General features: G+C 39.8%; 29 protein-coding genes. 23 read left to right on the forward strand and 6 right to left on the reverse strand.

The window, feature by feature from the left end; all coding sequences use genetic code 11:
* Positions 1-18 precede the first annotated feature (18 nt).
* The 11 genes from ACHUE3_RS08365 (at position 19) to ACHUE3_RS08415 (ending at position 9,577) form a co-directional block, all read left to right on the forward strand.
* Positions 19-729, forward strand: coding sequence for an RNA polymerase sigma factor FliA (locus ACHUE3_RS08365; protein WP_099296797.1), 711 nt, complete (start codon positions 19-21; stop codon positions 727-729).
* Positions 730-769: 40 nt separating this feature from the next.
* A complete protein-coding gene (cheY, locus tag ACHUE3_RS08370) occupies positions 770-1,153 on the forward strand; it encodes a chemotaxis response regulator CheY (protein ID WP_099296717.1) in 384 nt (127 codons plus the stop codon).
* Between the two features lie 17 nt (positions 1,154-1,170).
* Positions 1,171-1,938, forward strand: a complete 768-nt coding sequence (locus tag ACHUE3_RS08375; RefSeq protein ID WP_394192005.1) for a protein phosphatase CheZ — start codon at positions 1,171-1,173, stop codon at positions 1,936-1,938.
* Positions 1,939-1,952: 14 nt separating this feature from the next.
* Positions 1,953-4,157 (forward strand): chemotaxis protein CheA, encoded by a 2,205-nt coding sequence (locus ACHUE3_RS08380; protein ID WP_394192007.1) that lies wholly within the window; start codon positions 1,953-1,955, stop codon positions 4,155-4,157.
* 64 nt (positions 4,158-4,221) lie between these two features.
* Positions 4,222-5,352, forward strand: a complete 1,131-nt coding sequence (locus ACHUE3_RS08385) for a protein-glutamate methylesterase/protein-glutamine glutaminase (RefSeq protein WP_394192009.1) — start codon at positions 4,222-4,224, stop codon at positions 5,350-5,352.
* Positions 5,345-6,109 (forward strand): flagellar motor protein, encoded by a 765-nt coding sequence (locus ACHUE3_RS08390; RefSeq protein ID WP_394192011.1) that lies wholly within the window; start codon positions 5,345-5,347, stop codon positions 6,107-6,109. The genes ACHUE3_RS08385 and ACHUE3_RS08390 overlap by 8 nt, the downstream gene beginning before the upstream one ends.
* 8 nt (positions 6,110-6,117) lie before the next feature.
* The gene (locus ACHUE3_RS08395) at positions 6,118-7,083 is read left to right on the forward strand and encodes a flagellar motor protein MotB (protein WP_394192013.1); all 966 of its coding nucleotides are present in this window, start codon (positions 6,118-6,120) and stop codon (positions 7,081-7,083) included.
* 8 nt (positions 7,084-7,091) lie between these two features.
* Positions 7,092-7,862 (forward strand): ParA family protein, encoded by a 771-nt coding sequence (locus ACHUE3_RS08400; RefSeq protein WP_099296711.1) that lies wholly within the window; start codon positions 7,092-7,094, stop codon positions 7,860-7,862.
* Positions 7,863-7,865: 3 nt separating this feature from the next.
* Entirely contained in the window at positions 7,866-8,639 is a 774-nt protein-coding gene (locus tag ACHUE3_RS08405) for a chemotaxis protein CheW (RefSeq protein ID WP_394192016.1), read from the forward strand.
* A 19-nt stretch (positions 8,640-8,658) separates the two neighbouring features.
* Positions 8,659-9,156 carry a chemotaxis protein CheW gene (locus ACHUE3_RS08410; protein WP_394192018.1) on the forward strand — a complete coding sequence of 166 codons (498 nt, stop codon included), beginning with the start codon at positions 8,659-8,661 and terminating at the stop codon, positions 9,154-9,156.
* A 16-nt stretch (positions 9,157-9,172) separates the two neighbouring features.
* The gene (locus ACHUE3_RS08415; protein WP_394192020.1) at positions 9,173-9,577 is read left to right on the forward strand and encodes a DUF2802 domain-containing protein; all 405 of its coding nucleotides are present in this window, start codon (positions 9,173-9,175) and stop codon (positions 9,575-9,577) included.
* A 22-nt stretch (positions 9,578-9,599) separates the two neighbouring features.
* Here the strand turns inward: ACHUE3_RS08415 and ACHUE3_RS08420 are convergent, their stop codons facing one another.
* Entirely contained in the window at positions 9,600-9,905 is a 306-nt protein-coding gene (locus tag ACHUE3_RS08420; RefSeq protein WP_394192022.1) for an EscU/YscU/HrcU family type III secretion system export apparatus switch protein, read from the reverse strand.
* Positions 9,906-9,907: 2 nt separating this feature from the next.
* A complete protein-coding gene (gene fliK, locus ACHUE3_RS08425) occupies positions 9,908-12,694 on the reverse strand; it encodes a flagellar hook-length control protein FliK (protein WP_394192024.1) in 2,787 nt (928 codons plus the stop codon).
* A gap of 103 nt (positions 12,695-12,797) precedes the next feature.
* Here fliK and ccmA point away from each other — a divergent pair, with 103 nt between their 5' ends.
* From ccmA to ACHUE3_RS08475, 10 genes are read left to right on the forward strand one after another with little or no spacing between them, the layout of a single operon-like run.
* Positions 12,798-13,418: a cytochrome c biogenesis heme-transporting ATPase CcmA gene (ccmA, locus tag ACHUE3_RS08430; RefSeq protein ID WP_394192026.1), complete on the forward strand. Its 621-nt coding sequence runs from the start codon at positions 12,798-12,800 to the stop codon at positions 13,416-13,418.
* Complete coding sequence (ccmB, locus tag ACHUE3_RS08435) at positions 13,418-14,104, forward strand: heme exporter protein CcmB (protein ID WP_394192028.1); 687 nt, start codon at positions 13,418-13,420, stop codon at positions 14,102-14,104. Before ccmA ends, ccmB begins: the two co-directional genes overlap by 1 nt.
* 1 nt (position 14,105) lies before the next feature.
* Complete coding sequence (locus ACHUE3_RS08440) at positions 14,106-14,843, forward strand: heme ABC transporter permease (protein WP_394192030.1); 738 nt, start codon at positions 14,106-14,108, stop codon at positions 14,841-14,843.
* Positions 14,844-14,845: 2 nt separating this feature from the next.
* On the forward strand, positions 14,846-15,049 hold the full coding sequence (gene ccmD / locus ACHUE3_RS08445) for a heme exporter protein CcmD (protein WP_394192032.1): 204 nt from the start codon (positions 14,846-14,848) through the stop codon (positions 15,047-15,049).
* Positions 15,046-15,525, forward strand: coding sequence for a cytochrome c maturation protein CcmE (gene ccmE / locus ACHUE3_RS08450; RefSeq protein WP_394192034.1), 480 nt, complete (start codon positions 15,046-15,048; stop codon positions 15,523-15,525). The genes ccmD and ccmE overlap by 4 nt, the downstream gene beginning before the upstream one ends.
* 1 nt (position 15,526) lies before the next feature.
* On the forward strand, positions 15,527-17,494 hold the full coding sequence (locus ACHUE3_RS08455) for a heme lyase CcmF/NrfE family subunit (RefSeq protein ID WP_394192036.1): 1,968 nt from the start codon (positions 15,527-15,529) through the stop codon (positions 17,492-17,494).
* Entirely contained in the window at positions 17,491-18,063 is a 573-nt protein-coding gene (locus ACHUE3_RS08460; protein WP_394192038.1) for a redoxin family protein, read from the forward strand. Before ACHUE3_RS08455 ends, ACHUE3_RS08460 begins: the two co-directional genes overlap by 4 nt.
* A complete protein-coding gene (locus tag ACHUE3_RS08465) occupies positions 18,060-18,521 on the forward strand; it encodes a cytochrome c-type biogenesis protein (protein ID WP_394192040.1) in 462 nt (153 codons plus the stop codon). Before ACHUE3_RS08460 ends, ACHUE3_RS08465 begins: the two co-directional genes overlap by 4 nt.
* Positions 18,522-19,805 (forward strand): c-type cytochrome biogenesis protein CcmI, encoded by a 1,284-nt coding sequence (gene ccmI, locus ACHUE3_RS08470; RefSeq protein ID WP_394192042.1) that lies wholly within the window; start codon positions 18,522-18,524, stop codon positions 19,803-19,805.
* Between the two features lie 11 nt (positions 19,806-19,816).
* Positions 19,817-20,548, forward strand: a complete 732-nt coding sequence (locus ACHUE3_RS08475; RefSeq protein WP_394192044.1) for an MlaA family lipoprotein — start codon at positions 19,817-19,819, stop codon at positions 20,546-20,548.
* 50 nt (positions 20,549-20,598) lie between these two features.
* On the opposite strand, the gene ACHUE3_RS08480 is transcribed toward ACHUE3_RS08475, so the two are convergent.
* Positions 20,599-21,825 carry an EAL and HDOD domain-containing protein gene (locus ACHUE3_RS08480; RefSeq protein WP_394192046.1) on the reverse strand — a complete coding sequence of 409 codons (1,227 nt, stop codon included), beginning with the start codon at positions 21,823-21,825 and terminating at the stop codon, positions 20,599-20,601.
* Between the two features lie 365 nt (positions 21,826-22,190).
* Here ACHUE3_RS08480 and putP point away from each other — a divergent pair, with 365 nt between their 5' ends.
* Positions 22,191-23,669 carry a sodium/proline symporter PutP gene (putP, locus tag ACHUE3_RS08485; RefSeq protein ID WP_394192048.1) on the forward strand — a complete coding sequence of 493 codons (1,479 nt, stop codon included), beginning with the start codon at positions 22,191-22,193 and terminating at the stop codon, positions 23,667-23,669.
* A 62-nt stretch (positions 23,670-23,731) separates the two neighbouring features.
* On the opposite strand, the gene ACHUE3_RS08490 is transcribed toward putP, so the two are convergent.
* The gene (locus tag ACHUE3_RS08490) at positions 23,732-24,052 is read right to left on the reverse strand and encodes a YebG family protein (RefSeq protein ID WP_394192050.1); all 321 of its coding nucleotides are present in this window, start codon (positions 24,050-24,052) and stop codon (positions 23,732-23,734) included.
* Between the two features lie 263 nt (positions 24,053-24,315).
* Between ACHUE3_RS08490 and ACHUE3_RS08495 the strand changes: the two genes are divergently transcribed.
* Positions 24,316-24,612: a ComEA family DNA-binding protein gene (locus tag ACHUE3_RS08495; RefSeq protein ID WP_394192052.1), complete on the forward strand. Its 297-nt coding sequence runs from the start codon at positions 24,316-24,318 to the stop codon at positions 24,610-24,612.
* Between the two features lie 49 nt (positions 24,613-24,661).
* Here ACHUE3_RS08495 and ACHUE3_RS08500 read toward each other — a convergent pair whose 3' ends face one another.
* On the reverse strand, positions 24,662-24,973 hold the full coding sequence (locus ACHUE3_RS08500) for a DUF6170 family protein (protein WP_394192054.1): 312 nt from the start codon (positions 24,971-24,973) through the stop codon (positions 24,662-24,664).
* The gene (gene dsbB, locus ACHUE3_RS08505) at positions 24,973-25,485 is read right to left on the reverse strand and encodes a disulfide bond formation protein DsbB (RefSeq protein ID WP_394192056.1); all 513 of its coding nucleotides are present in this window, start codon (positions 25,483-25,485) and stop codon (positions 24,973-24,975) included. The genes ACHUE3_RS08500 and dsbB overlap by 1 nt, the downstream gene beginning before the upstream one ends.
* Positions 25,486-25,723 lie beyond the last annotated feature (238 nt).

Consider the following 25,723-nt stretch of genomic DNA (forward strand, 5'->3'; position numbering starts at 1 on the left):
GCATCGGTGAATAAAGCGATGGGATATCAATCAACAGTAAATTTAAATGCAATTATTGAGAAGCATGCTTCACTAGTTAAAAAAGTAGCATGTCATCTCATTGCGCGTTTACCTCCAAGCGTGCAACTAGATGATTTAATACAAGCTGGTATGATTGGATTGATTGAAGCGTCGAAAAATTTCGATACCTCTAAAGGTGCTAGCTTTGAAACCTTTGCTGGTATACGAATTCGTGGTGCGATGCTTGATGAAATGCGCCGTGGTGACTGGGCTCCACGCTCGGTTCATCGTAACAGCCGAATGGTCGCAGAGGCCATTTCTGGGCTAGAAAGCGAACTCAACCGTGAACCTAAAGACTTTGAAGTTGCTGAAAAACTTGATATTACGCTTGATGAGTACCATCATATCCTTAGTGATGTAAATTCGAGTAAAGTACTAGGGATTGAGGATTTAGGAGTTGATGAAGACGTTATAACTCCTGTTGGTCAAGATTTTGCACTGGACAAGCCGTTTAATAACGTTAAGAATGAACGTTTTAATGAATCCTTGTTAGCTGCGATAAAGTCTTTGCCAGAGCGAGATGGGCTAGTGCTCTCGCTATATTACAATGATGAAATGAATTTAAAAGAAATTGGGCACATACTCGATGTAAGTGAATCGCGTGTGAGCCAGATACATGGTCAGGCGATGATTAAGCTAAAAGCAAAAATCAATGACTGGATAAACTAGAAGTAAGTAAATATAGGTTTAGACCTCACCGGAGGATGTTTTGGATAAAAACATGAAAATTCTTGTTGTTGATGATTTTTCGACGATGAGACGTATCATCAAAAATCTTTTAAGAGATTTAGGCTTTACAAACGTACAAGAAGCTGACGATGGTTCAACAGCTTTACCCATGTTACAAAATCAGGAATTTGATTTTGTTGTAACCGACTGGAATATGCCGGGCATGCAAGGTATTGATTTATTACGTGCTATCAGAGCTGATGGTACGCTTAAACATATCCCTGTATTAATGGTGACAGCAGAAGCTAAAAAAGAACAAATTGTTGCTGCTGCCCAGGCCGGTGTTAACGGCTACATTGTAAAACCTTTTACTGCTGCAACACTGAAAACCAAATTGGAAAAAGTGTTCGAGCGCCTAGGCTAAATAAATAGGAGAGGCTTATGTCAGCACTTGCTGCGCCTCAGATCAGTTTAGAACAAGCCCGTCAGCTTGTTGTTTACCTTGAAAATGGCGAACAAGAAAAAGCTGACCAGCTAATTATTGATGCGGCTTCTCAAGAGCAATCTGAGTTGTTTGCTGAAGTGGGAAAGTTAACGCGTCAACTTCATGATGCGTTAAAAAACTTTGAACTTGATACGCGCTTATCGGATTTGACGACAGATGCACTTCCAGACGCAAAGCAGCGTTTGAACTATGTTATGGAAATGACAGAAAATGCTGCCAACAAAACGATGGACGCGGTTGAAGCTAGTTTACCAATAGCTCAAGAGTTAGCAGATGAGATTGCTCATATCAAGCCTACTTGGGATCGTCTTATGAGTCGTGAAATTGAGCTAGGTGAGTTTAAAACACTTTGTCATAGTCTAGATAAATTCATGAGCCATTCTCATACTAAAACAGATGAGTTACAGGGCTTGATGACAAACGTGTTAATGGCACAAGACTTTCAAGATTTAACAGGTCAAGTTATACGAAGGGTTATTGAATTAGTTAGAGAAGTTGAAGACAGCCTAATTCACTTACTAACCGCTTTTGGTAGTCACGAGCTTGGTGGTGAAAAAATAAAGACACCTACCGAAGCCGAAGAACCGCCTGCACAAGATACACTTGCCGGCCCTGAAGGGCCTATTATTGATAAAGAATCGCGAGATGACGTAGTCAATGGGCAAGATGATGTTGACGATTTATTGTCAAGTTTGGGCTTCTAAGAGGAGAGCACTACATGAGCTTTGAAGTCGATGAAGACATTTTACAAGATTTTCTAGTTGAGGCTGGAGAAATCCTTGAGCTTTTATCAGAACAGCTAGTAGAGCTTGAAAATAATCCGGATGATACCGATTTACTGAATGCGATATTCCGCGGCTTTCACACAGTTAAGGGCGGTGCCGGTTTTTTAAGTATGACCGAATTGGTTGATGCTTGCCATGGCGCTGAAAACGTATTCGATTTGCTGCGCCAAGGTGTACGGACAGTCAACTCAGAGCTCATGGATGTGATACTGCAAGCGCTTGACACTATTAATGAAATGTTCGCGACTATTCAAAATCGTGAACAGCCTGCGCCAGCGGACCCTGAACTGCTTGCGGTATTACACAAGTTAAGTCAGCCCCCAAGTGATGACGAAAACGACGCTGTTTCAATGCCAGATACAGTTGCAGCCGCACCAGTTGAAGAATCTGTAACTGAAGAATCAAGTGTTAACGAGGAAGATCCGTTTGCCTTTGATGAGCTATTTAATGGTGAAGTAGATAATAGTTCAACAGAAGACAACATTGATGAAATTACCGAAGATGAATTCGAAAGCTTACTCGATGAATTGCATGGTAAAGGCCAAACTCCTAAAACTGAAAGTGCTCCAGCGCAACAGAGCTCATCTGGTAATGATATAACTGATGATGAATTTGATAATTTATTAGATGAATTACATGGTGTAGGAAGTTTTGGCGAAGTTGCTGTAGATAAGGCTCCCGCAGCTGAGCAACAAGTTAAACCACCTGAGGCGAAAAGCCCTGTTAGTGATGAATCTGGTGACGACATAAGCGATGATGAATTTGAGGCTTTGCTTGATGAACTTCATGGCAAAGGTTCAGCACCTAAAGCCGTTGCAGAGAATACAGTTGAACAGCCAGTAGCAAAACAACCAGAACCACCCAAAGCTGCACAGAAGCCTGCACCAGTTAGTAAGCCGACCCCAGCCCCGAAAGCTGTTGAAAAGCCAGCTACACCAGCAGCAACCGCTGTTAAAAAGCCACCACCACCGCAAGCTGAAACAACCGTTAGGGTGGATACAAAGCGCCTAGACGAAATAATGAACATGGTTGGTGAACTAGTATTAGTTAGAAATCGCTTGGTTAGCTTAGCAACAAATACTAATAACGAAGTGATGGGTAAGGCAATTTCTAATTTAGATGTTGTCACAGCTGACTTGCAAGGCGCGGTAATGAAAACCCGTATGCAACCAATCAAAAAGGTTTTCGGTCGATTTCCTCGTGTTGTTCGTGATTTAGCAAGAAGCTTGAAAAAAGATATCAATCTATTGCTAGTTGGTGAAGACACGGATTTAGACAAAAACTTAGTGGAAGCATTGGCAGATCCATTAGTCCACTTGGTGAGAAACTCAGTAGACCACGGTATCGAAATGCCTGATGTTCGTGAAGCAGCAGGCAAATCAAGAACGGGTACTGTAACACTATCTGCATCACAAGAAGGTGACCATATTTTACTTACCATTCGCGATGATGGTGCGGGTATGGATGCTGAAAAACTCAAGAAGATCGCAATTAGTAAGGGCGTGCTTGATCATGAGCAAGCGAGCCGCTTGTCAGATACTGAAGCGTATAACTTAATTTTTGCACCAGGTTTTTCAACTAAAGAAGAGATTTCTGATATTTCAGGCCGCGGTGTTGGCATGGATGTTGTTAAGACTAAAATTAATCAGCTAAATGGCTCTGTTAGTATTCAGTCTGAGCTTGGTGTGGGTACTATACTTGAGATAAAAGTGCCACTTACGTTAGCAATTTTACCGACCTTAATGGTTGTTGTTGGCGAGCAAACATTTGCCTTACCGCTTGCAGGTGTAAGCGAAATATTTCATTTAGACTTAACACAAACTAATGTTGTTGATGGACAATTAACAATCATTGTCCGTAAAAAGGCAATTCCATTGTTTTACTTGGAGCACTGGTTAATTAAAGGTGCCGATAGATCACAACGAAAAGCTCAAGGACACGTTGTTATAGTTCAAATAGGCACTCAAAAAGTGGGTTTCGTTGTTGACTCATTAATAGGTCAAGAAGAAGTTGTAATAAAACCATTGGATGCTCTATTACAAGGCACGCCAGGTATGGCCGGGGCAACAATCACCTCTGATGGTGGAATTGCATTGATATTAGATGTGCCAAGTCTACTGAAGTTTTATGCTGGCTAGCCCATACTTAACCTTTTATGAGAGCCTCTAGCTCTCATAGGTAAAATTTAACAAGAGTGTACCAATGGCAGTTAAAGTATTAGTTGTTGATGATTCAAGCTTTTTTCGCCGTAGAGTTAGTGAAATTCTTGAACAAGATAAGGATATCGAAGTAATTGGTTTTGCTGTTAACGGCCGAGAAGCCGTTGATAAAACCAGTCAATTACGTCCAGATGTTATTACAATGGATGTAGAAATGCCTGTTCTTGATGGAATTAGCGCTGTAAAAGAAATAATGGCAGCTAACCCAACACCTATCTTAATGTTTTCGTCATTAACGCGCGATGGTGCAACGGCAACTTTAGACGCGTTGGATGCAGGTGCTTTGGATTTTCTACCAAAGAAATTTGAAGACATAGCGCGCAATAATGAAGATGCAATAAAGCTATTACAGAATAAAGTAAAAGAAATTGGCCGTAGACGAATATCTAGATTTAGCCGCCCAGCTCCTTCGGTCTCATCGCGTACTGTACCAAGCAAAGAATCGCCTTCTCGTAGTACGGTTATTCAGCCAGATCGTACTTTTAATCGACAAACGTCACCGAGCCCAAAATCGGAGGTGCGTGCGTCGGGTAAAAAATATCAAATAGTTGCAATAGGTACATCTACAGGGGGGCCTGTTGCTCTACAAACTATCTTAACAAAATTACCTGCTAATTTTCCGCATCCAATTTTGTTAATTCAGCATATGCCTGCCGCATTTACTCCTGCGTTTGCAGCGAGATTAAATGGGCTATGTAAAATCAAAGTAAAAGAGGCTCAACAAGGCGATAAATTAATGCCTGGTACAGCTTATTTAGCACCCGGCGGTCAGCAAATGCTGGTAGAAGGACGTGGTGGAAATAGAACGTTGCGCGTTTTTGAAGACGACAGTGCGAGGATAACTTATAAACCAAGTGTTGATGTAACATTTGCTAGTACAGCAAAAGCCTACCAAGGAGATGTATTAGCGGTTGTTTTGACAGGTATGGGCGCTGATGGTCGTGATGGTTCTCGAATGCTAAAGCAAGTCGGTGCAACTATTTGGGCGCAAGATGAAAAAAGTTGCGTGGTATATGGCATGCCTCAAGCTGTTGCAAATGCAGGTTTAGCAAGTGCAGATATTGCATTAGACGATGTCGCGAGCAGAATTATCCGTGAGATTGGTTGTGGATAAACTCTCATTTTTAGGTGTAATTGTAGCATTAGGTGCGATTGCATTTGGGTATGCTTTGGAAGGCGGTATTGTATCTGCCTTATTCAGTGGACCTGCACTTCTTATAGTTTTAGGTGGAACAATAGGGGCTGTAATGCTGCAGTCTCCTTCAAGTACATTTTTAAAAGCTTTAAAAATAAGTTATTGGGTTTTTTTTCCGCCGCGTCATGATATTGACGGAGCAATTGAACAGGTAAAACAGTGGTCAATAAAAGCTCGCCAAGAAGGGTATTTAGCGCTTGAAGACACAGCACTGAATCACCCAGATCCCTATGCGGCAAAAGGGCTTAGTTTATTAGTTGATGGAGTCAGTGATAAGGCGCTACGTGACACGTTAGAAATAGACCTGTTACTTGAGCGTGAACGTTTGCTTGAAGCAAGCCGGGTGTATGAAGCTTTTGGAGGTTACAGCCCAACTATTGGTATCTTAGGGGCTGTTTTAGGATTGATTCAAGCAATGTCGTTCATTACCGAGCCAGAGAAGTTAGGAGCGGGTGTTGCAACTGCATTTATTGCAACTATTTATGGTGTTGGTTTAGCTAATTTGTTGTTCTTGCCAATGGCTAATAAATTAAAACAGCAAGTGGAACAAAAAATGCTTTATCATGAGTCACTAGCAGAGGGTATTATGGCAATTAGCCAAGGTGATAGCCCAGCCAATATAGAGCTAAGACTAGAAGCATATCGTATTGAAAGACCAACCTTACTACCTGAGTAAAATTTCTGATGATGCGTCGTAAACTACGTAACAATAATGCCAGTAATCAACATACTGAGAGATGGTTAGTCTCTTATGCTGATTATATGACAATTATGTTTGCGTTTTTTGTTGTTATGTATGCGATGGCCATCAATAAAGAAGAAAAATTCCAAGTATTATCTGACTCATTAGAACAAGTATTTGTTAAATCTGCTCGTCAACACAGCCAAGAGGGGACGGGTGTTTCTGGCACGGGTTTACTCACAGATAGAGTGAGCCCAGAAAAAGAGCTTTTATTTGGCGAAAGTATTCAAAAACAAGAAGTAGGGCCAGAGTTACTCGATGGACAAAGTGATACAAGTAATATTAAGCAAAAGCATCTAGGTAAACCTTTAGATAGCTTACTGACAAAATTACAGTCTGCTTTAATTGATGAGATACGCGATGGTGAAGCAAGTTTAGAGTTACATCAGGATTGGCTAATCATTGAGTTAAGCTCAGGAATGTTATTTTCAAGTGGAAGTGCAGTTGCGCACTCCAGAGCTAAGTCTGTTATCAGTATGGTTAAAGACATCATTTCACCAGTGGATAACTACATTCGAGTTCGCGGCTATACTGATAATGAAACCATTCGAAATGAAATATTTCGCTCGAATTGGGAGTTATCAGTCGCTCGAGCTACCTCTATTCTGATAGAGTTGGAAAGAATGGGTATAAACCCTGCTAGAATGGCTATAGAGGGATATGGGGAGTATTCTCCTTTTGCAGATAATGCAACTGCACAAGGACGAGCACAAAACCGTAAAGTGGTTGTTGCTTTGTCAAAATACGGGTTGCCTGAAAAAAAGACAGTTGACAGTGATGGTGCAGTAGAAGAAGTTGAAACTTCAATACCAGAAGAAGTTGAACTGCCCTCAAATGATAATTCCATTAAAGTAATCCAATTACCCCATGGTGGGATTCGTATTACAACACGAAATGAAGAACAATAAGGTGTAATGTGAAAGTTTGGACCGTAGCAAATCAAAAGGGCGGTGTTGGCAAAACAACAACCGCAGTAAGCCTTGCTGGCATTTTGGCGTTGCAGGGAAAGCGGGTATTACTAATTGATACTGACCCTCATGCTTCTTTGACATATTATTTTGGCATTGATTCTGAAGATCTTGAAGTCAGCGTTTATGATATCTTTGCACGTGGTAACACAATGCAAAGCGAAGAGATCTTACAAGCTTTATGCCCTTCAAATATTGCTAACCTTGATATCTTACCTGCAACTATGGCTATCGCAACACTGGACCGTAGCATGGGTAATAAAACGGGTATGGGGCTTATTTTAAAAAAAGCATTACTTAAAATTAGTGACCACTATGATTACGCTATTTTAGATTGTCCACCTGTGTTGGGCGTGCTTATGGTGAATGCATTGGCCGCCAGTGAACGAATTTTAGTTCCGGTGCAAACTGAGTTCCTCGCTTTAAAGGGCTTAGATCGAATGATGCGCACGATGGAGTTAATGCAAAGCTCGCAATCAAAGCAGTATCAATATACCATTATCCCTACTATGTATGATAAGCGCACTAATGCATCTTTGGAGGCATATAAAACCCTTCAACAGACATATAAAGATAAAGTTTGGCCGGGGGTAATTCCTGTCGATACAAAGTTTCGAGATGCTAGCCTTGCGCAACAAGTGCCCATTCAATTTTGTCCTCGTTCGCGGGGCGTTTTTGCTTATCGTGCGTTATTAGATTATTTGATTGAACAAGGTTAATTGATGAGTAAGCAGTTGTTTGCTAATGAAAAAGTAATGACCCAATATTTGGAAGCTTTGCTGTGCGATGAAGATTCTTCAGCACTTGAGCCTGTAGCTAAATTACTTGAGCAAGTTAAACCATCAGCAACTGAAAAAGAGTTAACACCAAAGACTACTCAAGCAATAATGCAACCTGATGCCTTAGAAGAGCCTATTTTAGAGGCTGAGCCAATATCAAAGCTTGAGAAACCAGAATTTCAAGCTAATATCAAAGATATAGCTGAAACAGAACTAACGATAAATAAAGCGGTTGGTAAAACGCCTGTTCAACGCCAAGAAGATTATTTTGATGGAGAGTTTCAGGCACTATTTTTTGAAGTGGCAGGGCTTACCTTAGCGGTGCCATTAAAAGCACTTGGTGGTATTCATCAGTTAGGTGAGGTTACTCAACTTTTTGGCAAGCCTAAGTGGTTTAAAGGCGTGATGCTTAATCGTGATGAAAACCTAAATGTGGTTGATACAGCTCGATGGGTAATGCCAGAAAAATATACCCAAGAGCTTGAAGAGAAACTAGACTATCAGTACTTAATTACTTTAGGTGATAGTCAATGGGGATTATTAGCTGAGAAATTAGTAAATAATATTACCTTGCGCTCTGAAGATATAAAATGGCGTGCTAATAGCGGTAAACGTCCATGGTTAGCAGGCGTGATTAAAGAAAAAATGTGTGCCCTAATTGATGTAGAGTATTTAAATCAATTGCTGGAGCAGGGCTTAGATAGCCGTGAGCAGTAACGATAATCGGAGTAATAGCATGAGCGAAGAAAGATTAGTATCAAGTAGTAAAAATGCCGATAGCAATGACGAAGTATTGCAATGGGTAACGTTTAAACTTGAATCAGAGACCTACGGTGTGAACGTGATGCAAGTACAAGAGATATTGCGTTATACCGAAATAGCCCCAGTTCCAGGCGCCCCTAGTTATGTGCTTGGTATAATTAACTTACGTGGTAATGTTGTAACAGTTATCGACACGCGTGCCCGTTTTGGTTTAATGTCTGCTGAAGCAACTGATAATTCTCGTGTTCTTATTATTGAAGCGGAAGAGCAAGTAATCGGTATTTTAGCCGATAGTGTGGCAGAAGTTGTATATCTACGTAGCTCTGAAATTGACAGCGCACCAAATATTGGTACAGAAGAAAGTGCTAAGTTTATTCAAGGTGTAAGTAATCGCGATGGCGAGTTATTAATTTTGGTTGATTTGAATAAATTACTAAATGATGAAGAGTGGGATGAGTTAAGCGATATCTAATGCTTACGGATGAACTATGCTGTTACTCTCTTTAGTGTGTAGCGCACTTTTTTTAATACTAGTGTGCTTTGTATTCTTATATGTTTTAAATAAACGGTTAATGGCTTCTGAGCAAGCAAACCAGAAGCAGTTAGCTAATGCATTACAACAAAATAGTATTTTACGTAGTGAAGTTGCTGAAATGCGTGCTGGAATGCTTAGTATTGGCAAGCGGTTGGTTGATGCCGAGCAAAAGAGTCAAGAACTAGCACAGCAACAAGATGCGCAAAAATATGATGACCCAGATGCTAAAATTTACTCACGAGCTGTAAAAATGGTGGAACTGGGGGCTGATATAGAAGAGATTATCCGTGAGTGTGAACTACCTCGTGCGGAAGCTGAATTACTCATATCGCTGCATCAACAGAAAGGCGCTAGTTAGCGCCTTTTACGCATCAAACTACTCATGCTTTTATATTTAACTTGCCTTGAAAGTCTTGCCAACCAGGTGGAAACTTGCCTCTTAAAACGTATGAAAAAGCAATCAGTTCTGCAATAACATAATAAAGCTCTTTAGGGATCTCTTCACCCAGCTCTAAATGAGAAAGCGTTTTAGCAAGCGACTTGTCCTGATGTATTAAAATCCCTTTTTTTTCAGCAGCGGCAATTATTTCTTCAGCAAGCTCGCCAAACCCTTTACTGCTAACCGTTGGTGCTTTACCGGCTTCATACAACAACCCAATAGCTGATTTTTGCTCGATGTCACTCATATTCAGACCTTAATATTAATAATGGCATGAGATTGGTAAAATGCTTGGTGTTTTGCAGCACCCTGACTTAAATTAAGTTCTCCTACCTGTAACCCATGTGCAGATAGTTTGTGACGTAAGCTTTCAATATGAGGGTGCGCTATGGCCGTTACTTCTTGACTGGATGCAAGTAATTTACAATCCAGTGCTTTATCCATTAACTCTGCAGTTATTTGTAACTGACCAAGATCAGCGTAATCAAAATTTAATCTTACAAACCACACATCTTTACCTTCAGGCTTTTCATTACTTGGTTTTTTATACTTTCCGAGTGATATTTCAGTTTGCGAAGCCTCAGGGGGTAACCTCATTGGTAAGAAAAATTGCACAAATGCATTGCTATCTGTTTGTTGATTAACGGGTGTGCTGGTTACTTGACTGACAGTTGTTTTTATTTGGCTCAATTCATTTGCCAATGTTTGACTAGTTGCTTGTAGAAGTTGCTCCTGAAGCTTTTCACTATTAACGGCTTTAAAGTTTGGTACTAATACTTGTAAAAGAGCATCAAGTGAGGTTTGGCCATTAAAGTTGCCAATACCCGATGAGTTAAGAATAGGTGCGGCTAATATAGCAACACTCAAACTTTCAACAGCTTGGCTAAAACTATTTTGATAAGCAGGCGCAGAAAGACTATGAGGCGATAAAATGCTTAATACCTCACGCTGAACGGTCTGAGGTTGAATAGTTTGGCTGCTAATCATTCGGTTAAAAGCTTGATTAACCAACCGATTAAGGTCGACATTGTCAGAAATTTTAGGCTGTGCAAGTTGTTCTATTTTCTGTGTTAAAGATTCTCTGCTTAATGGTAGTTTACTCTTATTAATAAAAGCTGTTTCTGGCTTATAAACATCTTTTGGAATATCTAGTAAAGGCGATAGTAGCTTTGCCTCAATAGGTAGGCTTATTTGACTGCTAACAACAGGTGCATTCAGAGGGGCTTTTATGCTCTCAAGATTAGCTTGTTTAGTGTCTAACCCTGTTGGAGTTGTATTAGTAAGCTGTTGTGCTTTGTTATGGCTCGCGTTTGCTATCACTTTGGTAGCATCAAAGTTCGCAGGTACTGAAAATGATGCCGCTTTAGGTGAAGAGGTGTTCGAGATGGAGTGTTGCTGCACTTTAGGAGTGGCCTGTTGAATGAAATCAGGTTTCATTTCTTTCGCACTTTTACTTAAATCTGATGCTAAGTTTTCAGCTTTGGGTGGCAAAACAGAAGATGTTAGATTTTGATTACTCTTAACTTTTACAGTAGCATTTTTATCTACAATAGGTTGAGAAGAAGCGACAGTGTCGTTATTTTTGCTTATTATTTTTGCTTCTTTTGTTAATTCAGTATCTACCGTTGCTCCACCCTGCTTAGTAATTTTCGCTGGCTGGCCAATTTGCATTGGAGTGGCCTGTGCTAACGTTGTTTTATTTTGCGTATTAGTTTGATTTGCTTGACTAGATAAAAGGTCATGCTCTGCTGAGGGGATATTCGATTGCATTGAAGTCAGTGCGCTTAACCCCGCTTTTATTTGTTGAAAAAACTGTGCCAAAGGTGGTGAGGTATGAAAATGCTTTGGTAGCGCAGTGCCGTTACTGATATCTGCTTGCAAAGGCGAAGGATGCGAGTTTGCAAGTGCCGCTAAATTTATACGCGTAAGCGATTGCGGAATTAGACTCTGTATTGGAGGCGTAGATTGAACTGTATTTGCTGCTTTATTTATTGATTTAGTGTTTTGAACTGCGCTAGCTAAAAGAGAGCCTGGTTTGCTAAAAGGCTTTTGTTCAAAATAACGTACAGCATCATTAATACGTGTTTTAAAATCCGAAAAACTGTTTTGGAACCACGACTTTATTGGGCTACTAGAATTACGTAAAGGGCTCACTATCGGCTGTTGGGACAGATATGATTGTGAGTTTAATTTTTCTGGTTGTGCCCTAAGTAAGCTATTAAATGTATGAGTTAATGAGTTTTTCAAAGTTACTATAACCTGCGGGTTATGCGTTTTTAGCTGCAGCTTTTCATTTACTGCTGTTATTTTTACAGGCTGTAAAGTTGAATCCAATTGTTGTATTTGTTCTGCTTTTACGGGCACGTTAAATGCGCTTTTCTGCTGCGGTATAATCAATTCCACCGCATTATTAATGGCTTTTATTTGTCCATTAGGTGCTAGCTTTGCAAGCCACGTTGCTAATTTATTTTGGCTAATAGGTTGTTGATGTAAGTTGTCAGCAAACCTATTTAAAACTGTGAGCTTAGTACCTCTATGGTCGCTATTGATGATAGCTTGAATCGGCTGTTCACTTTGTAAAACACTTGCTACCTCCTTATTAATTGGCAAACTTGCGTTTAATTGCGGGAGCTGTAATTTTGCGGTTGGGTGTGTAACAACGTTTATGGTTAATGGCTTATTGACTAATTGACTGCCTGAACTTATAAAATTCAGTAAATTTTGTAGATGCTTAGCTTGATTAAGCGCCAAGGATATTTGTGTTGGTAAAATAGTAAGCTGCTTGCCGTCAGCGCTTAATTGAATCTCAGCAGCAGGTATTTTTTGTGCATTTGCTGGAGATTGCGTTGTCACTAAACGCAAGGTTTGCCAATGATCATTTACCATTATATCCATTTGCAACGAACCTTTAGCGAACACGATGTTTTTAGCGTTTAATGTTTGCCCATTTAAGTCAATGTTTTGCTGCGCAGCATCGGTTGTTGACTGTTTTACAGTCAATGAGTTAGCTAAAGATATATGCGTTGGTTCATTCATTATTTTAAATCAATTTTTCACTAATCGGTTTCATTGCGTTATTCGTATTACCCTATCATTATGGTAGACTAACGCCTAATTTTGGGTATAGAGAATCGTCATCTTGCTACACATTAAGTCCGTCACTTGCATCAAACAAGACCGCTGTTTGTTTGAGGATCTTAATTTCAGTTTGAAATCGGGACAAATTATGCAGTTAGCTGGCCCAAACGGGGCTGGTAAAACATCATTATTGCGCATTATTGCGGGTTTTGCTGCCCCAGATGAAGGTGATATTTTTTGGCGAGAAAAATCTATAACAAAAAGCTATGATGAGTTTGCCCGTGAATTATTATTTATAGGCCACAAAACAGGTGTAAATGCTCAGCTCACTGCTTTAGAAAATGTACGCTTTTGGTTACAGATACAGGGCTATAGTAATGAGCAAGACTTGTATCCGTTACTGGCAAGTATTGGTTTAGTGGGGCTGGAAGATGTGCCTGTAAGAACGTTGTCTGCGGGTCAGCAACGTCGTGTCGCATTGCTTAGACTTTGGCTTAATGATGCAAAATTGTGGATTCTTGATGAACCCTTTACTGCCTTGGATAAATCTGGCGTTGCGTTTTTACAAGATAGGTTTACCAGTCATTTAGAAAATGGCGGGGCTATATTATTAACCACCCACCAAGATTTGACTACACACTTTAATGATTTACAAACGGTTACTTTGGAGTACCGTCACTGATGTTACGCAAACATTCTTACTTACAATTATTTACAGCGGTTTGTAAAAAAGATCTACAACTGGCATTTCGTCAGCGTGCAGAAATAGTTAACCCGCTGTTATTCTTTTTAATTGTGATCACACTATTCCCATTAGCAATAGGCCCAGAGCCAGGACTACTTGCTCGGATGGCGCCGGGTATAATTTGGGTTGCCGCATTACTATCAACCATGCTTGGGTTAGATAAAATTTTCCGTGATGACTTTCATGATGGAAGCTTAGAGCAGTTAATAGCGTCGTCATACCCTTTGCCCTTAACGGTTTTGGCTAAGGTATGCGCTCACTGGGTTATCACTGGCTTACCCTTAGTATTAATGACCCCTTTGTTCGCGTTGTTGTTAAATTTAGATAGCCAATCATTGGTTGCAACCATATTTACTCTTTTATTGGGTACGCCATTATTAAGTTTCATCGGTGCTATTGGCGCCGGTCTTACTGTGGGTCTACAAAAAGGCGGTATTTTAATGAGCTTACTTGTTTTGCCTTTGTATATCCCGGTTTTAATTTTTGCAACGTCCGCTATTGATACCAGTTCAATGTCACTGGATTATAGCGGGCAGCTTGCCATCCTTGGTGCGATGCTCGTCGTCGCTGTTATGAGCGCACCAATTGCCATATCGTCAGCATTAAAAGTGAGTGTAAGTTAATATGTGGAAGTGGTTACATCCCTACGCTAAAGCAGATCGTGCATATCAATTATGCAATACGTTACTGCCCTATTTTGCCGTTATTACGGTTGTGTGCATGGTTGTTGGTTGGGTTTGGGGGTTGGCGTATGCGCCAGCAGACTACCAGCAAAAAGACAGCTATCGCATTATTTTTATTCATGTTCCTTCAGCTATTTTATCTATGGGCGCTTATTCATCAATGGCCATAGCGGCAATTGTTGCTTTGGTATGGCAGTTAAGGAACGCTGAACTTGCCGTTATTGCTATTGCCCCAGTTGGCGCTTGTGCCACTGCTATTGCATTGATCACAGGTGCAGCATGGGGTAAACCTATGTGGGGTGCTTGGTGGGTATGGGACGCTCGTTTAACCTCTGAATTGATTTTATTATTTTTATACCTAGGTGTGCTGTCTTTATATTATGCCTTTGAAGATAAGAAAGCCGCGGGTCGAGCGGCTTCTATTCTTGCTATTGTTGGAGTGATTAATTTACCAATCATTCATTTCTCTGTTGAGTGGTGGAACACCTTGCATCAAGGCGCATCTATCACAAAGTTTAATACCGAAGCGATTGACCCAAGTATGTTTTGGCCATTGATGGTTAATATCGTTGCTTTCGCTGCATTTGTTGGCACTGTGACATTAATTCGCCTTAAAAATGAAATTTTACAGCGCGAAAAGCACCGTCCTTGGGTTCGTCAGTTGATTAAAAGGGGTTAGTTATGCAGTTTGATTCTTTTTCTGATTTTATAGCCATGGGCGGATATGGCTTTTACGTTTGGTTATCTTTTGGAACATGCGCACTTATTCTACTCGGTATTTTATTGAGTTCATTAAATGATACCAAACGTATTTTGGCATCTGTTCAGCAACAAGCAGACCGCGAACAGCGAATTAAGCAAGCTAAACAGGAGCAAAAATCATGAACCCAAGACGCAAAAAACGCTTGCTTGCTGTTACTTCCGTTATATTTGGATTAAGTGCAGTAGTTGGCTTAGTTTTGTATGCTCTGCAAGAAAATATCAACTTATTTTACACCCCGAGTGAGCTCATTGAAGGCAAAGGTCCAAACCTTGAGAAGCCTTTTATAGGCCAGAAGCTGCGCATCGGTGGCATGGTTGTACCAGGGTCTGTTGTGCGTGACGAAAGCAGTCTAGAAGTAAGCTTTAAGCTGACCGACACAGGGCCAATAGTGACTATTCGATATCAAGGTATTTTGCCTGATTTATTTCGTGAAGGGCAGGGTATTGTTGCGCAAGGCGTATTGATAGAGCCTGATGTAATTGAGGCGTTTGAGGTTTTAGCTAAGCATGATGAAGAGTATATGCCTGCAGAAGTTGCTGAGGCTGTAAAAGGAATTAAGCACGAAAAACCTAAATATAACTTAGATAGTGGCAATTAATATGATTCCTGAAATTGGTTATTTTTCTTTGACACTGGCCATGGTGCTAAGTGTTTTATTGTGTATTTTTCCTTTATGGGGCGCGCATACAGGTAACTTGCGTTTAATGCGCGCTGCACCTTCTTTGGCCGTTGGGCAATTTGCTTTTGTTTTAATTTCATTTGCCGCACTAATTTATGCAAGTTTAACGGATGACTTTACCGTAGCGTACGTAGCCTATCATTCAAGCAGCACGTTACCTTGGTATTATAAAATAACCTCAACATGGGGTGGTCATGAAGGCGCTATTTTATTATGGCTTGTGATGCAAGCAGGCTGGACTGCCGTTGTAGCAATGCGCTCACAGTCTTTGCCTTGGATATTAAGAGCTCGCGTATTGGGTGTGCTTGGGTTTTTGGGTGTTGGCTTTATGCTTTACACACTATTGATGTCGAGTCCGTTTGAACTGTTGTTACCGTATTACCCTGTTGAAGGGCGGGATTTAAATCCTTTATTGCAAGATCCGGGAATGATTATTCATCCACCATTGTTGTACATGGGGTATGTTGGTTTATCTGTTTCCTTTTCATTTGCCATTGCTGCTTTACTTACCGGTAAACTTGATAACACGTGGGCAAAGTGGTCACGTCCATGGACAATGACCGCATGGGGGTTTTTAACCCTAGGTATTACTATTGGTAGTTGGTGGGCTTACGCTGAACTAGGCTGGGGCGGTTGGTGGTTTTGGGATCCTGTTGAAAATGCATCCCTTATGCCATGGTTAGTTGCGACTGCTTTATTACACTCATTATCAGTTACAGAAAAACGCGGTGTATTTAAATCATGGACGGTATTATTGGCTATAGCTGCTTTCTCATTTAGTTTGCTTGGAACCTTTATTGTACGTTCTGGCATTATTGTTTCTGTACATGCATTTGCTACAGACCCTGATCGTGGTTTGTTTATTCTTGCTTTCTTAGCGATTGTAGTTGGCGGAGGTTTAGCTCTCTATGCATTACGAGTCTCTGAAGTGAAAAGTGAAGGGCGATATAAACTTGTCTCTCGAGAAGTGGCACTGTGGTTAAACAATATATTTTTAGTTGTTGCAACGCTCATTGTTTTACTAGGTACGTTATTACCTATGATCCACAAAGAAATGGGACTAGGCAGTATTTCAATAGGCGAACCGTTCTTTAATAAAATGTTTGCGATTTTACTTGTACCATTTGCAATCCTAATGGGTATAGGGCCATTACTTCGTTGGAAACAAAATAAATGGGCATTTTTACAGAATAAACTGCTACTTTGCGCGCTTGCAAGTATCGCTGTGACGTCTGCTTGGTTGTTTTTGGGATACGACGATGTTGCACCTTTAACCTTACTTGCAACTACTTTAGCTGTGTGGATTGTTTTTACAACTGTGCTTGATATTGTTGATAAAACGCGAGTCCACGGCAGCCTACAAAATGGTTTAAAACGTTTAAGTGTAAGTTACTGGGCAATGGTACTAGGCCATATTGGTATTGCTTTTGTGATTGCTGGCGTGACTTTAACCTCGGCGTATTCGGTAGAGCGTGATGTGTCAATGAAGCCGTTAGAGGTTGTATCGCTTAACCAATATGACTATCGCTTTGAAGGTGTTAAGGATATCCGTGGACCTAATTACAGCGGCCATGCAGGTGTTGTAACGGTGCTTAAAGAGGGTGATAAAGTGGCAAGGCTATATGCTGAAAAACGTCAATATGACATTGGTATGCAATTTATGACTGAGGCGGCGATTGATGCTGGTTTTACTCGTGATTTATACCTTGCTTTAGGTGAGCAGCTAAGTAACGGTGGTTGGTCATTACGTATTTATCATAAACCTTATGTTCGATGGATGTGGTTAGGTGGCATACTTATTTCACTAGCAGGCTTTATGATTTTAGGTGACAAACGCTATCGTAGTAATAAAAAGCGTGATTCAAAAAGCCAGCCGGAGGCCTTATGAACCGTAAATTCTTAGCGTTGCTACCGTTATTAGCTTTTGTACTGATATGTGTTTTTTTGTACCAAGGACTTTTTGCAAACCCTCGAGAATTACAAACAGGAAGAATAGGCCAGGCAATGCCTAGCTTTAACCTACCAGATCTAATGCAAGACGATAAGCGTTGGCAGCAAACAGATCTTCAGGGTGAAGTATATTTACTCAATGTATGGGGTACTTGGTGTCCAACATGTTTAGCTGAGTTGGGTTATTTAACTCAGCTACGTGAGCAAGGAGTAAAGATCGTTGGTCTTTATTACGTGCAAAGCTACGATTCTGATTTTGATGGTCCATTTGACATGGATTCATTACGTGAAGAAGTGAGTACGATGCTTAGCAGAGCAGGTGACCCTTATCAGTTCAATATACTTGATTTAGAAAGAACATTAGCACTTGATTTAGGAGTGTCAGGGGCACCTGAAACGTTTTTAGTCGATAGTAAAGGGACAATTTTGTTACACCATACTGGCGATATTAATCCACGAGTTTGGCGTGCGAAGTTTGCACCTATCATGCAGGAGTTAACGCCATGAAGTATTTATTTATTGGTTTAGTATTACTTTTTAGCTTTGCAGTTTCAGCAGAGCAAGATAGATATGTATTTGCAAATGACGAACAAGCAAAACGGTTTGGCGAGCTCACTAAAGAGTTGCGTTGCCCAAAGTGCCAGAACCAAAACATAGCAGACTCAGATGCTGTAGTTGCTAAAGATTTACGTGATAAAGTTATTGTGTTGGTAAAAGAAGGCAAGAGCAAAGATGAAGTCATCGAGTACATGATTGATCGATATGGCTACTTTGTGCATTACGAACCACCTGTTACTCCAGCGACATTAATATTGTGGGTATTACCCATTTTAATCGTCATTATTGGCTTTGGGTTCATTGTTATTCGACAGCGAAAAGCTGCAATAAAACAGAACTGGAACGATCAAGATGAAGAGTTACTGGCAAAACTAATTGCGCAAAATCAACGTCAGGAGCAAAAGTAAATGATTTTAATGTGGGCTTCTTTTGTGCTACTAACTTTGGTAGCTGTTGTATTTGTAGCTTTGCCTTTTTTGACAAAAGAACGTGTAAAAAGTGTCACTCATAATGCAAATTCTGAATTAATTGGCATTTATCACCAACGTTTAGAAGAGTTAGCGCTTGACCTAAAAGAACAGCGTATTGAGCAGCAAGGCTACGATGAGTCAGTGGTTGAGTTGAAACGTCGCTTACTTAATGAGATCTCTCCTGAGAAGTCGTTATTTAGCCGAGGAAACAATGCGATATTGGCATTAACAGGCAGTACATTTTTAATTGTATTGACGGTAATTTTTTATACGGCAACAGGTTCGCAAAAACAGTTACAAGACTGGTATACCGCGATGGATAATTTGCCTGAATATGGTGAGCGTGCAGTGATGCAAAAAGGCGAACCATTGACGCAAAATGAACTACAGGCTTTTGCCTTAGGTTTGCGAACCAAGCTTGCTCAAAATGGTGACGATCAAGTTGCTTGGATGTTACTAGGACGCGTTGCAATGTCACTAAATGAGTATGACATGGCACAGCAGTCGTTTGATAAAGTGTTACGCCTTAATCCTGATAATTTAGGTGTGATGGTCAGCTATAGCCAGTTGCTTTTAATGCAAGGCAGTGACACTAATATGACCCGTGCAGCAAGCATGCTATCACGCGTTTTAAAAGATGAACCGACCAATGTAGATGCTATTTCATTGCTCGCCTTGATTGCGTACGAACGCCAAGATTGGGCTCAAGCTAAATCTGCGTTTGAGGTGCTTCTCAGTACAATGGATGCTCAAGACAGCCGTTATGCCATGATAGCTCAGCGCATTAGTGATATTGAGCAAAAAATGGCTGAGCAAAATAACCAAATTTACGCAGTGACCTCTTCAGAAAATATACCTAGCTCAACTGCAAGTGATGAAGGGATTACGGTTAATGTAAACTTAGATTCTGCATTAGTTAATGATCTTCCTGAAAATGGTACTTTATTTGTATTTGCAAAAGCGGCCAGCGGGTCGCCGATGCCATTGGCTGTTGTAAAGCTCACCGATTATAGTTTCCCGCTTAAGGTGCAACTTAGTGATCTAAACTCTATGGTAGAGGGACTAACGCTTTCGAGTTCTGAAGAAATTGTAATCACGGCGCGTATTTCTAAAGATGCCTCAGTAATGCCTTCAAGTGGCGAGCTCGAGGGGCGTTCTCCCGTATTAGAGCAAGCAAAGACAACACAACATACATTACTAATAAATGAGTTAATTCCTTAAAAGGATAAAAGATGTTAAGACAGAGTTTACTATTGATTGGGTTACTAGTTGTTGCAGGATGTGCGCAAGTACCTGACGAAAAAGTTGATGAGCGAGACCCGCTTCAATCTTTTAACCGCCCTGTTTATGATTTTAACATGGATGTGTTAGATGCCTATATTTTGCGCCCAACAGCTGTTGGATATGTTGCTATTACACCGGCTCCGGTAAGACGCAGTGTGGTTAATTTTACTGACAATATAACTGCGCCAACTGATGTTATAAATGCGACACTACAGGGAAAGCCGGGTAATGCTGGGGTAAGTGTTGCACGCTTTTTAGTTAATTCTACAGTGGGTATCTTTGGCTTATTTGATGTAGCGAGTTCACTAGGACTCAATATTGTTGATGAAGATTTTGGTCAAACACTGGGTGTGTGGGGGATAGGTGATGGTGCATACTTAATGTTGCCAGGTATGGGCCCTTCGACAACACGTAATTTAGCTGGTGATGTTGTGGATAATTTTGTTCTACCTGAGATCACATTAACGACACCACAAACTGTGTTAGTTTTTGCGCTTAAAGCGGTTGAAGCAAGGGCTTCGCTTATCGCTCAAGAGAGTCTGCTTAATGAGTCACTTGACCCTTACATTTTTATGAAAGATATTTATTTTCAACGTCAATTGTATGAATTACATGATGGTAATCCGCCAATTGAAAAAGAACCTGAAGATTTCGATGAGGACTTTTTAGAAAGCCTTTAACTATAAAAGTGCTAGCCTAAACAACTAGCACTTTTTAATCACAGGTATTTTTATTCATCACCCAATACTTTCATTTGCGTGTTTGCCCAAGTAAGTGCTTCATGATATGAATCTGGTATTTTATCAGCCGCTAAAGCCAATTCATCTATAACAGTATTTGCGCTTTGCCAATCTGCTTGTTCGTACAATTTTACCAATTCCAAGTATTGTGCGAGCAGGCCTTTATTTTCAACAAGTGCGTCTTTAATATCATTTGAAAGGGGCAGCTTTTTCATAACGCTTTGCATACTTTCATCTAGAATAGCATCCATAAGTGACATCATCCCTGTTAGAAAAGCCATGCCAGTATCTTTAACTTTATTGTGCTCAATTGCCAATAACTCAGTGAAGCGAGCGCGAGTGAGTGATAATCGAATGAGTTCGGCAGGCTTATTTGCAGCTACTTGAGCTGCAAATAGTAACGACAGAAACTTTTTAATTTCCTGTACACCAAGCACGATAAGCGCCTGCTTAATGGTACTTATTTCAGCACGTCGCTTAAATGCTGCTGAATTACTGTAACGTAATAGCTTGTAAGAAAGTGTGACATCTCGCTCAAATACATCCGTTATTTTCTTTAGGTTTATGTCCATTGACGACGTTTCATAAAGCAGTTCAGCTAACGCGATTTGTGAAGGCGGGAGTGATTTACTTTGCACCATTTCTGGTTTTGAAAAAAAGAAGCCTTGAAAATAGCTAAACCCTAAGTCTAAAGCGAGTTGGTATTTTTCATGGGTCTCTACTTTTTCTGCAAGTAGTTTAATTTGTGGGAAAGGTTTAATTTCTTCAATTATTTGCTTTATCTGATCAAGTTCACAGCTTAAGAAGTCAATTTTTATAATATCAATGTACGGGTAAAAGTGACGCCATACTGGCTGATGGATATAGTCATCTAAAGCCAGTGTGTAGCCTTTCTCTTTTAAATCTTTAACTATTGCTAGTAAGCGTTTACCGGGTTGTATTGTTTCAAGTATTTCTACAACTATTTGATCTTTACCTAATAAAGTTGGGTAGCCTTTTTGCAAGGTATCTAATGTAAAATTAATATAGGCTGGTTTATCGTCCGTTAAGTCTTCTAAACCGAAATTAAATTGACTGCCTTCAATGAGTCTTGAGGTTGCTTCATCACCATCGATGTTTGGAAAAACATTATCAACGCCATCACGAAAAAGTAGCTCATAACCTATGAGTTCTTTATCGCGATCTAAAATTGGTTGGCGCGCAGCATAAAAGTACATAAACAACAAATCCAATTAAGTTAAACAATTACATGGGCAATATAAGATAAATAATGAAAAATAGCATTAACAATATTTTAAATACTAGTTCTAAAGTATTGAGTTTTTGAAAATATATTTATTTAAGCCTAAGGCATATAATAGTTTATTGCCATATATCTAAACAAAAATTGTGTGTTATATGAAAATAGGTTTTACCTCAGTAACTTATTCGACAAAAGCTGGAGGTAGAGTTATTTACCTAAGCCATGATATAGTCATCATCTAAATTGGCTTTTAGACCAATAATGTCTTTTCTATACATCTAAGCTAGAGTCATTATTAGGATTAAAAACCAGATAAAAACTTCACAAACGGAGGCAAATTTGGAAACAGGAATGATTATTTCTTTAGCTGCATACTTTATTGTCATGCTCGGGATTGGCCTATATGCATATAAACAGTCCACTAGTGATGTGTCTGGATATATGTTAGGAGGGCGTAGTTTGTCACCTTCTGTAGCTGCATTATCAGCGGGTGCATCCGATATGAGCGGCTGGATTTTAATGGGACTACCTGGTGCTATGTTTGTAACTGGCTTTAGCAGCACGTGGATAGCAATAGGTTTGGTGTTAGGGGCATGGTTAAACTATTTACTGGTTGCACCACGGTTACGAGTCTATACAGAAAAAGCAAACGACTCTATAACTATCCCTGATTACTTTTCTAACCGCTTTACTGACAAATCTAACTTATTACGCGTCGTATCTGCTGTGGTAATTATTGTGTTTTTCACACTTTATACATCGTCAGGTGTTGTTGCAGGGGGTAAGTTATTTGAAAGCTCGTTTGGCTTATCCTATGAAATGGGTTTATATATCACCACTGGTGTAGTGGTACTATATACTTTGTTTGGCGGTTTTTTAGCGGTGAGTCTTACTGATTTCGTGCAAGGTTGTATCATGTTTGTTGCGTTAATACTCGTGCCAACAGTTGCATACTCTTTGCTAGAACAGCCGCTAGAGTCAACGCTAAATAGCGTAAACCCAGAGATGCTTAACTGGATTGGTGCAGGTTCGGCTTTAGGCATTATATCCGCGATGGCGTGGGGTTTAGGTTATTTTGGTCAACCACATATTATTGTGCGCTTTATGTCTGTTCGCAGTGTTAAAGATATGCCTACTGCGCGCCGTATAGGCATGACTTGGATGATTACCGCGGCAATTGGTGCGGTAGGTACTGGTTTATTTGGGGCTGCTTATACGTATGAAAATAATATTGTTGTTGAAGACCCTGAAACTATATTCTTAATACTCTCAGAGCTTTTATTCCACCCATTAATTGCAGGCTTTTTATTAGCAGCCATTTTGGCAGCAATAATGAGTACTATCTCGTCGCAATTGCTAGTAAGTTCAAGTTCGTTAACAGAAGACTTTTACAAAACGTTTTTAAGAAAAGAAGCAAGTGATACTGAGTTAGTTACCGTTGGGCGTATTAGCGTTGCTGCGGTTGCAATGTGCGCAATATACTTAGCCTATGACCGTGACAGCTCAATCTTAGATCTTGTGAGCAACGCATGGGCTGGTTTTGGTGCTGCTTTTGGTCCTTTGGTTTTATTTAGCCTTTATTGGAAGCGAATGAACTTTGCTGGTGCATTAGCCGGCATGGTTGTTGGTGCGGTAACAGTACTTATTTGGATTTATGCCCCAATAACAATTGATGGTGAAAAGTTAAGTAGTATTGTTTACGAAATCATCCCGGGCTTTATCTTATCTAGTATTGCCATTGTTGCTGTTAGTTTAACAACACCAGCACCAAACAATGAAATTACTGATTTGTTTGATGAGGTTGAAAAGTCATTGTAACGAGATGAAATTCAATCAATAAAAAAGGAGCTTAAAAGCTCCTTTTTTATTGTATATTTGCTTTAACTGGCTGCTTTTTCAGATGTACTCTTTAAGTCAGTAACTTTGTCTGTGTCTTTCTTTGCCTTAGCTTGAGCAGGCTTACTGACTACATCTTTTGCGCCTTTAAGCACATTAATGAAACCATCTTTGCTTTTAGCCATTTCTAAAGCAAGAGATTCAATTTGCTGTTCGCTTAAAGGAACGTCTACCTTTTCTAGCATAACCTCTAGTGATTCTGCTATGTCGAGCATTTTGTCATATGCATCAGCTTCTTTTTTAGTAGTAAACGTCATACGCTCAACTCCGCTTCTTTCTACAACATATTTAACAACAACAGCCATGATCTCTCCTGCTAACGTACTTTTGTGTAATATTACACACTGAATTAGGTTACTGTTTTTATGTACAGTAATTGTTTGTGTGCATTTTTGCAAGTTAACATTTTAATTTTTTTATTATCGGTACATTTGACAAATTCATGACAGTTTACTTTATTTAATAGGTCCTACCTTTATCTTACTTAAAGAGCTGAGATTAGTTAAAAGGGAGGTCAATTTTGTTCACTATTAATTTAGTCCAAGTATGGACAGCATGGAGGAAAAACATGAAGTTTTTAAGTTTAATAGTTATTTTACTTGGCTTAGCGATAGCCAGCCCAAGTTATGCAGTTGATAATACATCAGCAACAGCAAGTGAATTAAGCAAAGCTGCAATGATCAATATAAATAAAGCAACTATTGATCAATTGATTACCTTACCTGGCATTGGTAAATCTAAGGCGCAGGCAATAGTTGATTATAGAGATAAGCAAGGAGCGTTTAAATCGGTAACTGAATTGACTCAGGTTAAAGGGATTGGAAATAAATTATTGGCAAAATTAGAAGGAAAGGTTGTGTTATAGCAGCGAGTTTCATTACAACACGTTGAATGAAACTCTTGCTGAAGGCGAGTTAGTTCTCGCCTTTTAAACTGTTATGTTGTTTTAGAGCTTCAGATAAGTAAGTTTTTGCAAAAGCAATCTCAACAGGAGTCGTTAGTAAGGGATAGCTAAGCCCTGCTAAAAGTAACCCTACAAGCATTAGCCAGCCTTCAATATACACAAGAGATGCAAAGACAGGTGTTAAAAGCAGTAGTTTTACAATGCGTAAATTGATTTTTTGTATCGGTGAAAGCATTGATAACGCGATTGCTATTACCTCTTGCCGCTCACGTACTTTAAGATGATTAAGCTGAGTAATTTGACTAGAAAAAAATGCAATCATTATAAGCTCTTTTTGATCAACAATCGGCTAAATATAACAGCGAAAAACACCATAGTAAATGCAGCGAAAATCACTTCCATCCATGCCGGCATACTTAACCCTAAAAATTGCCAATCAATATTGCCACAGTCCCCTGTTGCTGCAAAAAAGTGTGGTATCCACTCATGCAATGGGAGCGGGAAATTAGGTTCAAACTCACAGCTAAACGCAAACGGATCGGTTGTTGTTTGCATATCAATATGTTCACGGGCTAATAAAAATCCCCATATACTCGCAACAGCCCAAGTAGAAAAAGCAGTAACACGTATAATCATATTATTAGGGTTAATAGCTCCAATGACCCCAGCGATTAATAATCCGAGCATAGCTGTTCGTTGATATATACACATAATGCATGGCTCTAAGCCCATCTGATATTGAAAAAATAAAGCGGTCACTTCAAATGTGAATGCTATTAATGTCAATAAAACCCAAGGAGTGCGTTTTTGCGCTAAGTTTGCTAACCAATTCATTGTGTTTCCAATTTAAATCTTTGTCTCAGATTATGACCCAGTATTCAATCAAGGTGCAAGTGTAAACCTGAAGGGAGTAATTAAATAACCGAATTTTGGTAAAGGGATGTGCTAAATAACCAGAACTCTGGATAATAAACCTATCTCCATCGGCTATTTATTTGTACATCTCTTAACTAGAGTTCGGGTTAAATAAACAGTTATTTTAAGCGGCTGCAATGGACTCAAAAGTAAAGAG

The organism is Pseudoalteromonas atlantica (assembly GCF_043641955.1).
In the GTDB taxonomy this organism is placed as follows: Bacteria; Pseudomonadota; Gammaproteobacteria; order Enterobacterales; family Alteromonadaceae; genus Pseudoalteromonas; species Pseudoalteromonas atlantica_A.

Excerpts from the sequence above, each read along its gene's own strand:
- ACHUE3_RS08490 (WP_394192050.1), bottom strand. The coding sequence starts at position 24,052 with ATGGCTGTTGTTGTTAAATATGTTGTAGAAAGAAGCGGAGTTGAGCGT.
- ACHUE3_RS08415 (WP_394192020.1), top strand. The coding sequence starts at position 9,173 with ATGCTGTTACTCTCTTTAGTGTGTAGCGCACTTTTTTTAATACTAGTG.
- ACHUE3_RS08495 (WP_394192052.1), top strand. The coding sequence starts at position 24,316 with ATGAAGTTTTTAAGTTTAATAGTTATTTTACTTGGCTTAGCGATAGCC.
- ACHUE3_RS08380 (WP_394192007.1), top strand. The coding sequence starts at position 1,953 with ATGAGCTTTGAAGTCGATGAAGACATTTTACAAGATTTTCTAGTTGAG.
- ACHUE3_RS08455 (WP_394192036.1), top strand. The coding sequence starts at position 15,527 with ATGATTCCTGAAATTGGTTATTTTTCTTTGACACTGGCCATGGTGCTA.
- ACHUE3_RS08365 (WP_099296797.1), top strand. The coding sequence starts at position 19 with ATGGGATATCAATCAACAGTAAATTTAAATGCAATTATTGAGAAGCAT.
- dsbB (WP_394192056.1), bottom strand. The coding sequence starts at position 25,485 with ATGAATTGGTTAGCAAACTTAGCGCAAAAACGCACTCCTTGGGTTTTA.
- fliK (WP_394192024.1), bottom strand. The coding sequence starts at position 12,694 with ATGAATGAACCAACGCATATATCTTTAGCTAACTCATTGACTGTAAAA.
- ACHUE3_RS08410 (WP_394192018.1), top strand. The coding sequence starts at position 8,659 with ATGAGCGAAGAAAGATTAGTATCAAGTAGTAAAAATGCCGATAGCAAT.
- ACHUE3_RS08475 (WP_394192044.1), top strand. The coding sequence starts at position 19,817 with ATGTTAAGACAGAGTTTACTATTGATTGGGTTACTAGTTGTTGCAGGA.
- ACHUE3_RS08385 (WP_394192009.1), top strand. The coding sequence starts at position 4,222 with ATGGCAGTTAAAGTATTAGTTGTTGATGATTCAAGCTTTTTTCGCCGT.
- ACHUE3_RS08375 (WP_394192005.1), top strand. The coding sequence starts at position 1,171 with ATGTCAGCACTTGCTGCGCCTCAGATCAGTTTAGAACAAGCCCGTCAG.
- ACHUE3_RS08500 (WP_394192054.1), bottom strand. The coding sequence starts at position 24,973 with ATGATTGCATTTTTTTCTAGTCAAATTACTCAGCTTAATCATCTTAAA.
- ACHUE3_RS08420 (WP_394192022.1), bottom strand. The coding sequence starts at position 9,905 with ATGAGTGACATCGAGCAAAAATCAGCTATTGGGTTGTTGTATGAAGCC.
- ACHUE3_RS08465 (WP_394192040.1), top strand. The coding sequence starts at position 18,060 with ATGAAGTATTTATTTATTGGTTTAGTATTACTTTTTAGCTTTGCAGTT.
- ACHUE3_RS08395 (WP_394192013.1), top strand. The coding sequence starts at position 6,118 with ATGATGCGTCGTAAACTACGTAACAATAATGCCAGTAATCAACATACT.
- ACHUE3_RS08405 (WP_394192016.1), top strand. The coding sequence starts at position 7,866 with ATGAGTAAGCAGTTGTTTGCTAATGAAAAAGTAATGACCCAATATTTG.
- ACHUE3_RS08460 (WP_394192038.1), top strand. The coding sequence starts at position 17,491 with ATGAACCGTAAATTCTTAGCGTTGCTACCGTTATTAGCTTTTGTACTG.
- ACHUE3_RS08480 (WP_394192046.1), bottom strand. The coding sequence starts at position 21,825 with ATGTACTTTTATGCTGCGCGCCAACCAATTTTAGATCGCGATAAAGAA.
- ACHUE3_RS08440 (WP_394192030.1), top strand. The coding sequence starts at position 14,106 with ATGTGGAAGTGGTTACATCCCTACGCTAAAGCAGATCGTGCATATCAA.
- ccmE (WP_394192034.1), top strand. The coding sequence starts at position 15,046 with ATGAACCCAAGACGCAAAAAACGCTTGCTTGCTGTTACTTCCGTTATA.
- ccmD (WP_394192032.1), top strand. The coding sequence starts at position 14,846 with ATGCAGTTTGATTCTTTTTCTGATTTTATAGCCATGGGCGGATATGGC.
- ccmI (WP_394192042.1), top strand. The coding sequence starts at position 18,522 with ATGATTTTAATGTGGGCTTCTTTTGTGCTACTAACTTTGGTAGCTGTT.
- ccmB (WP_394192028.1), top strand. The coding sequence starts at position 13,418 with ATGTTACGCAAACATTCTTACTTACAATTATTTACAGCGGTTTGTAAA.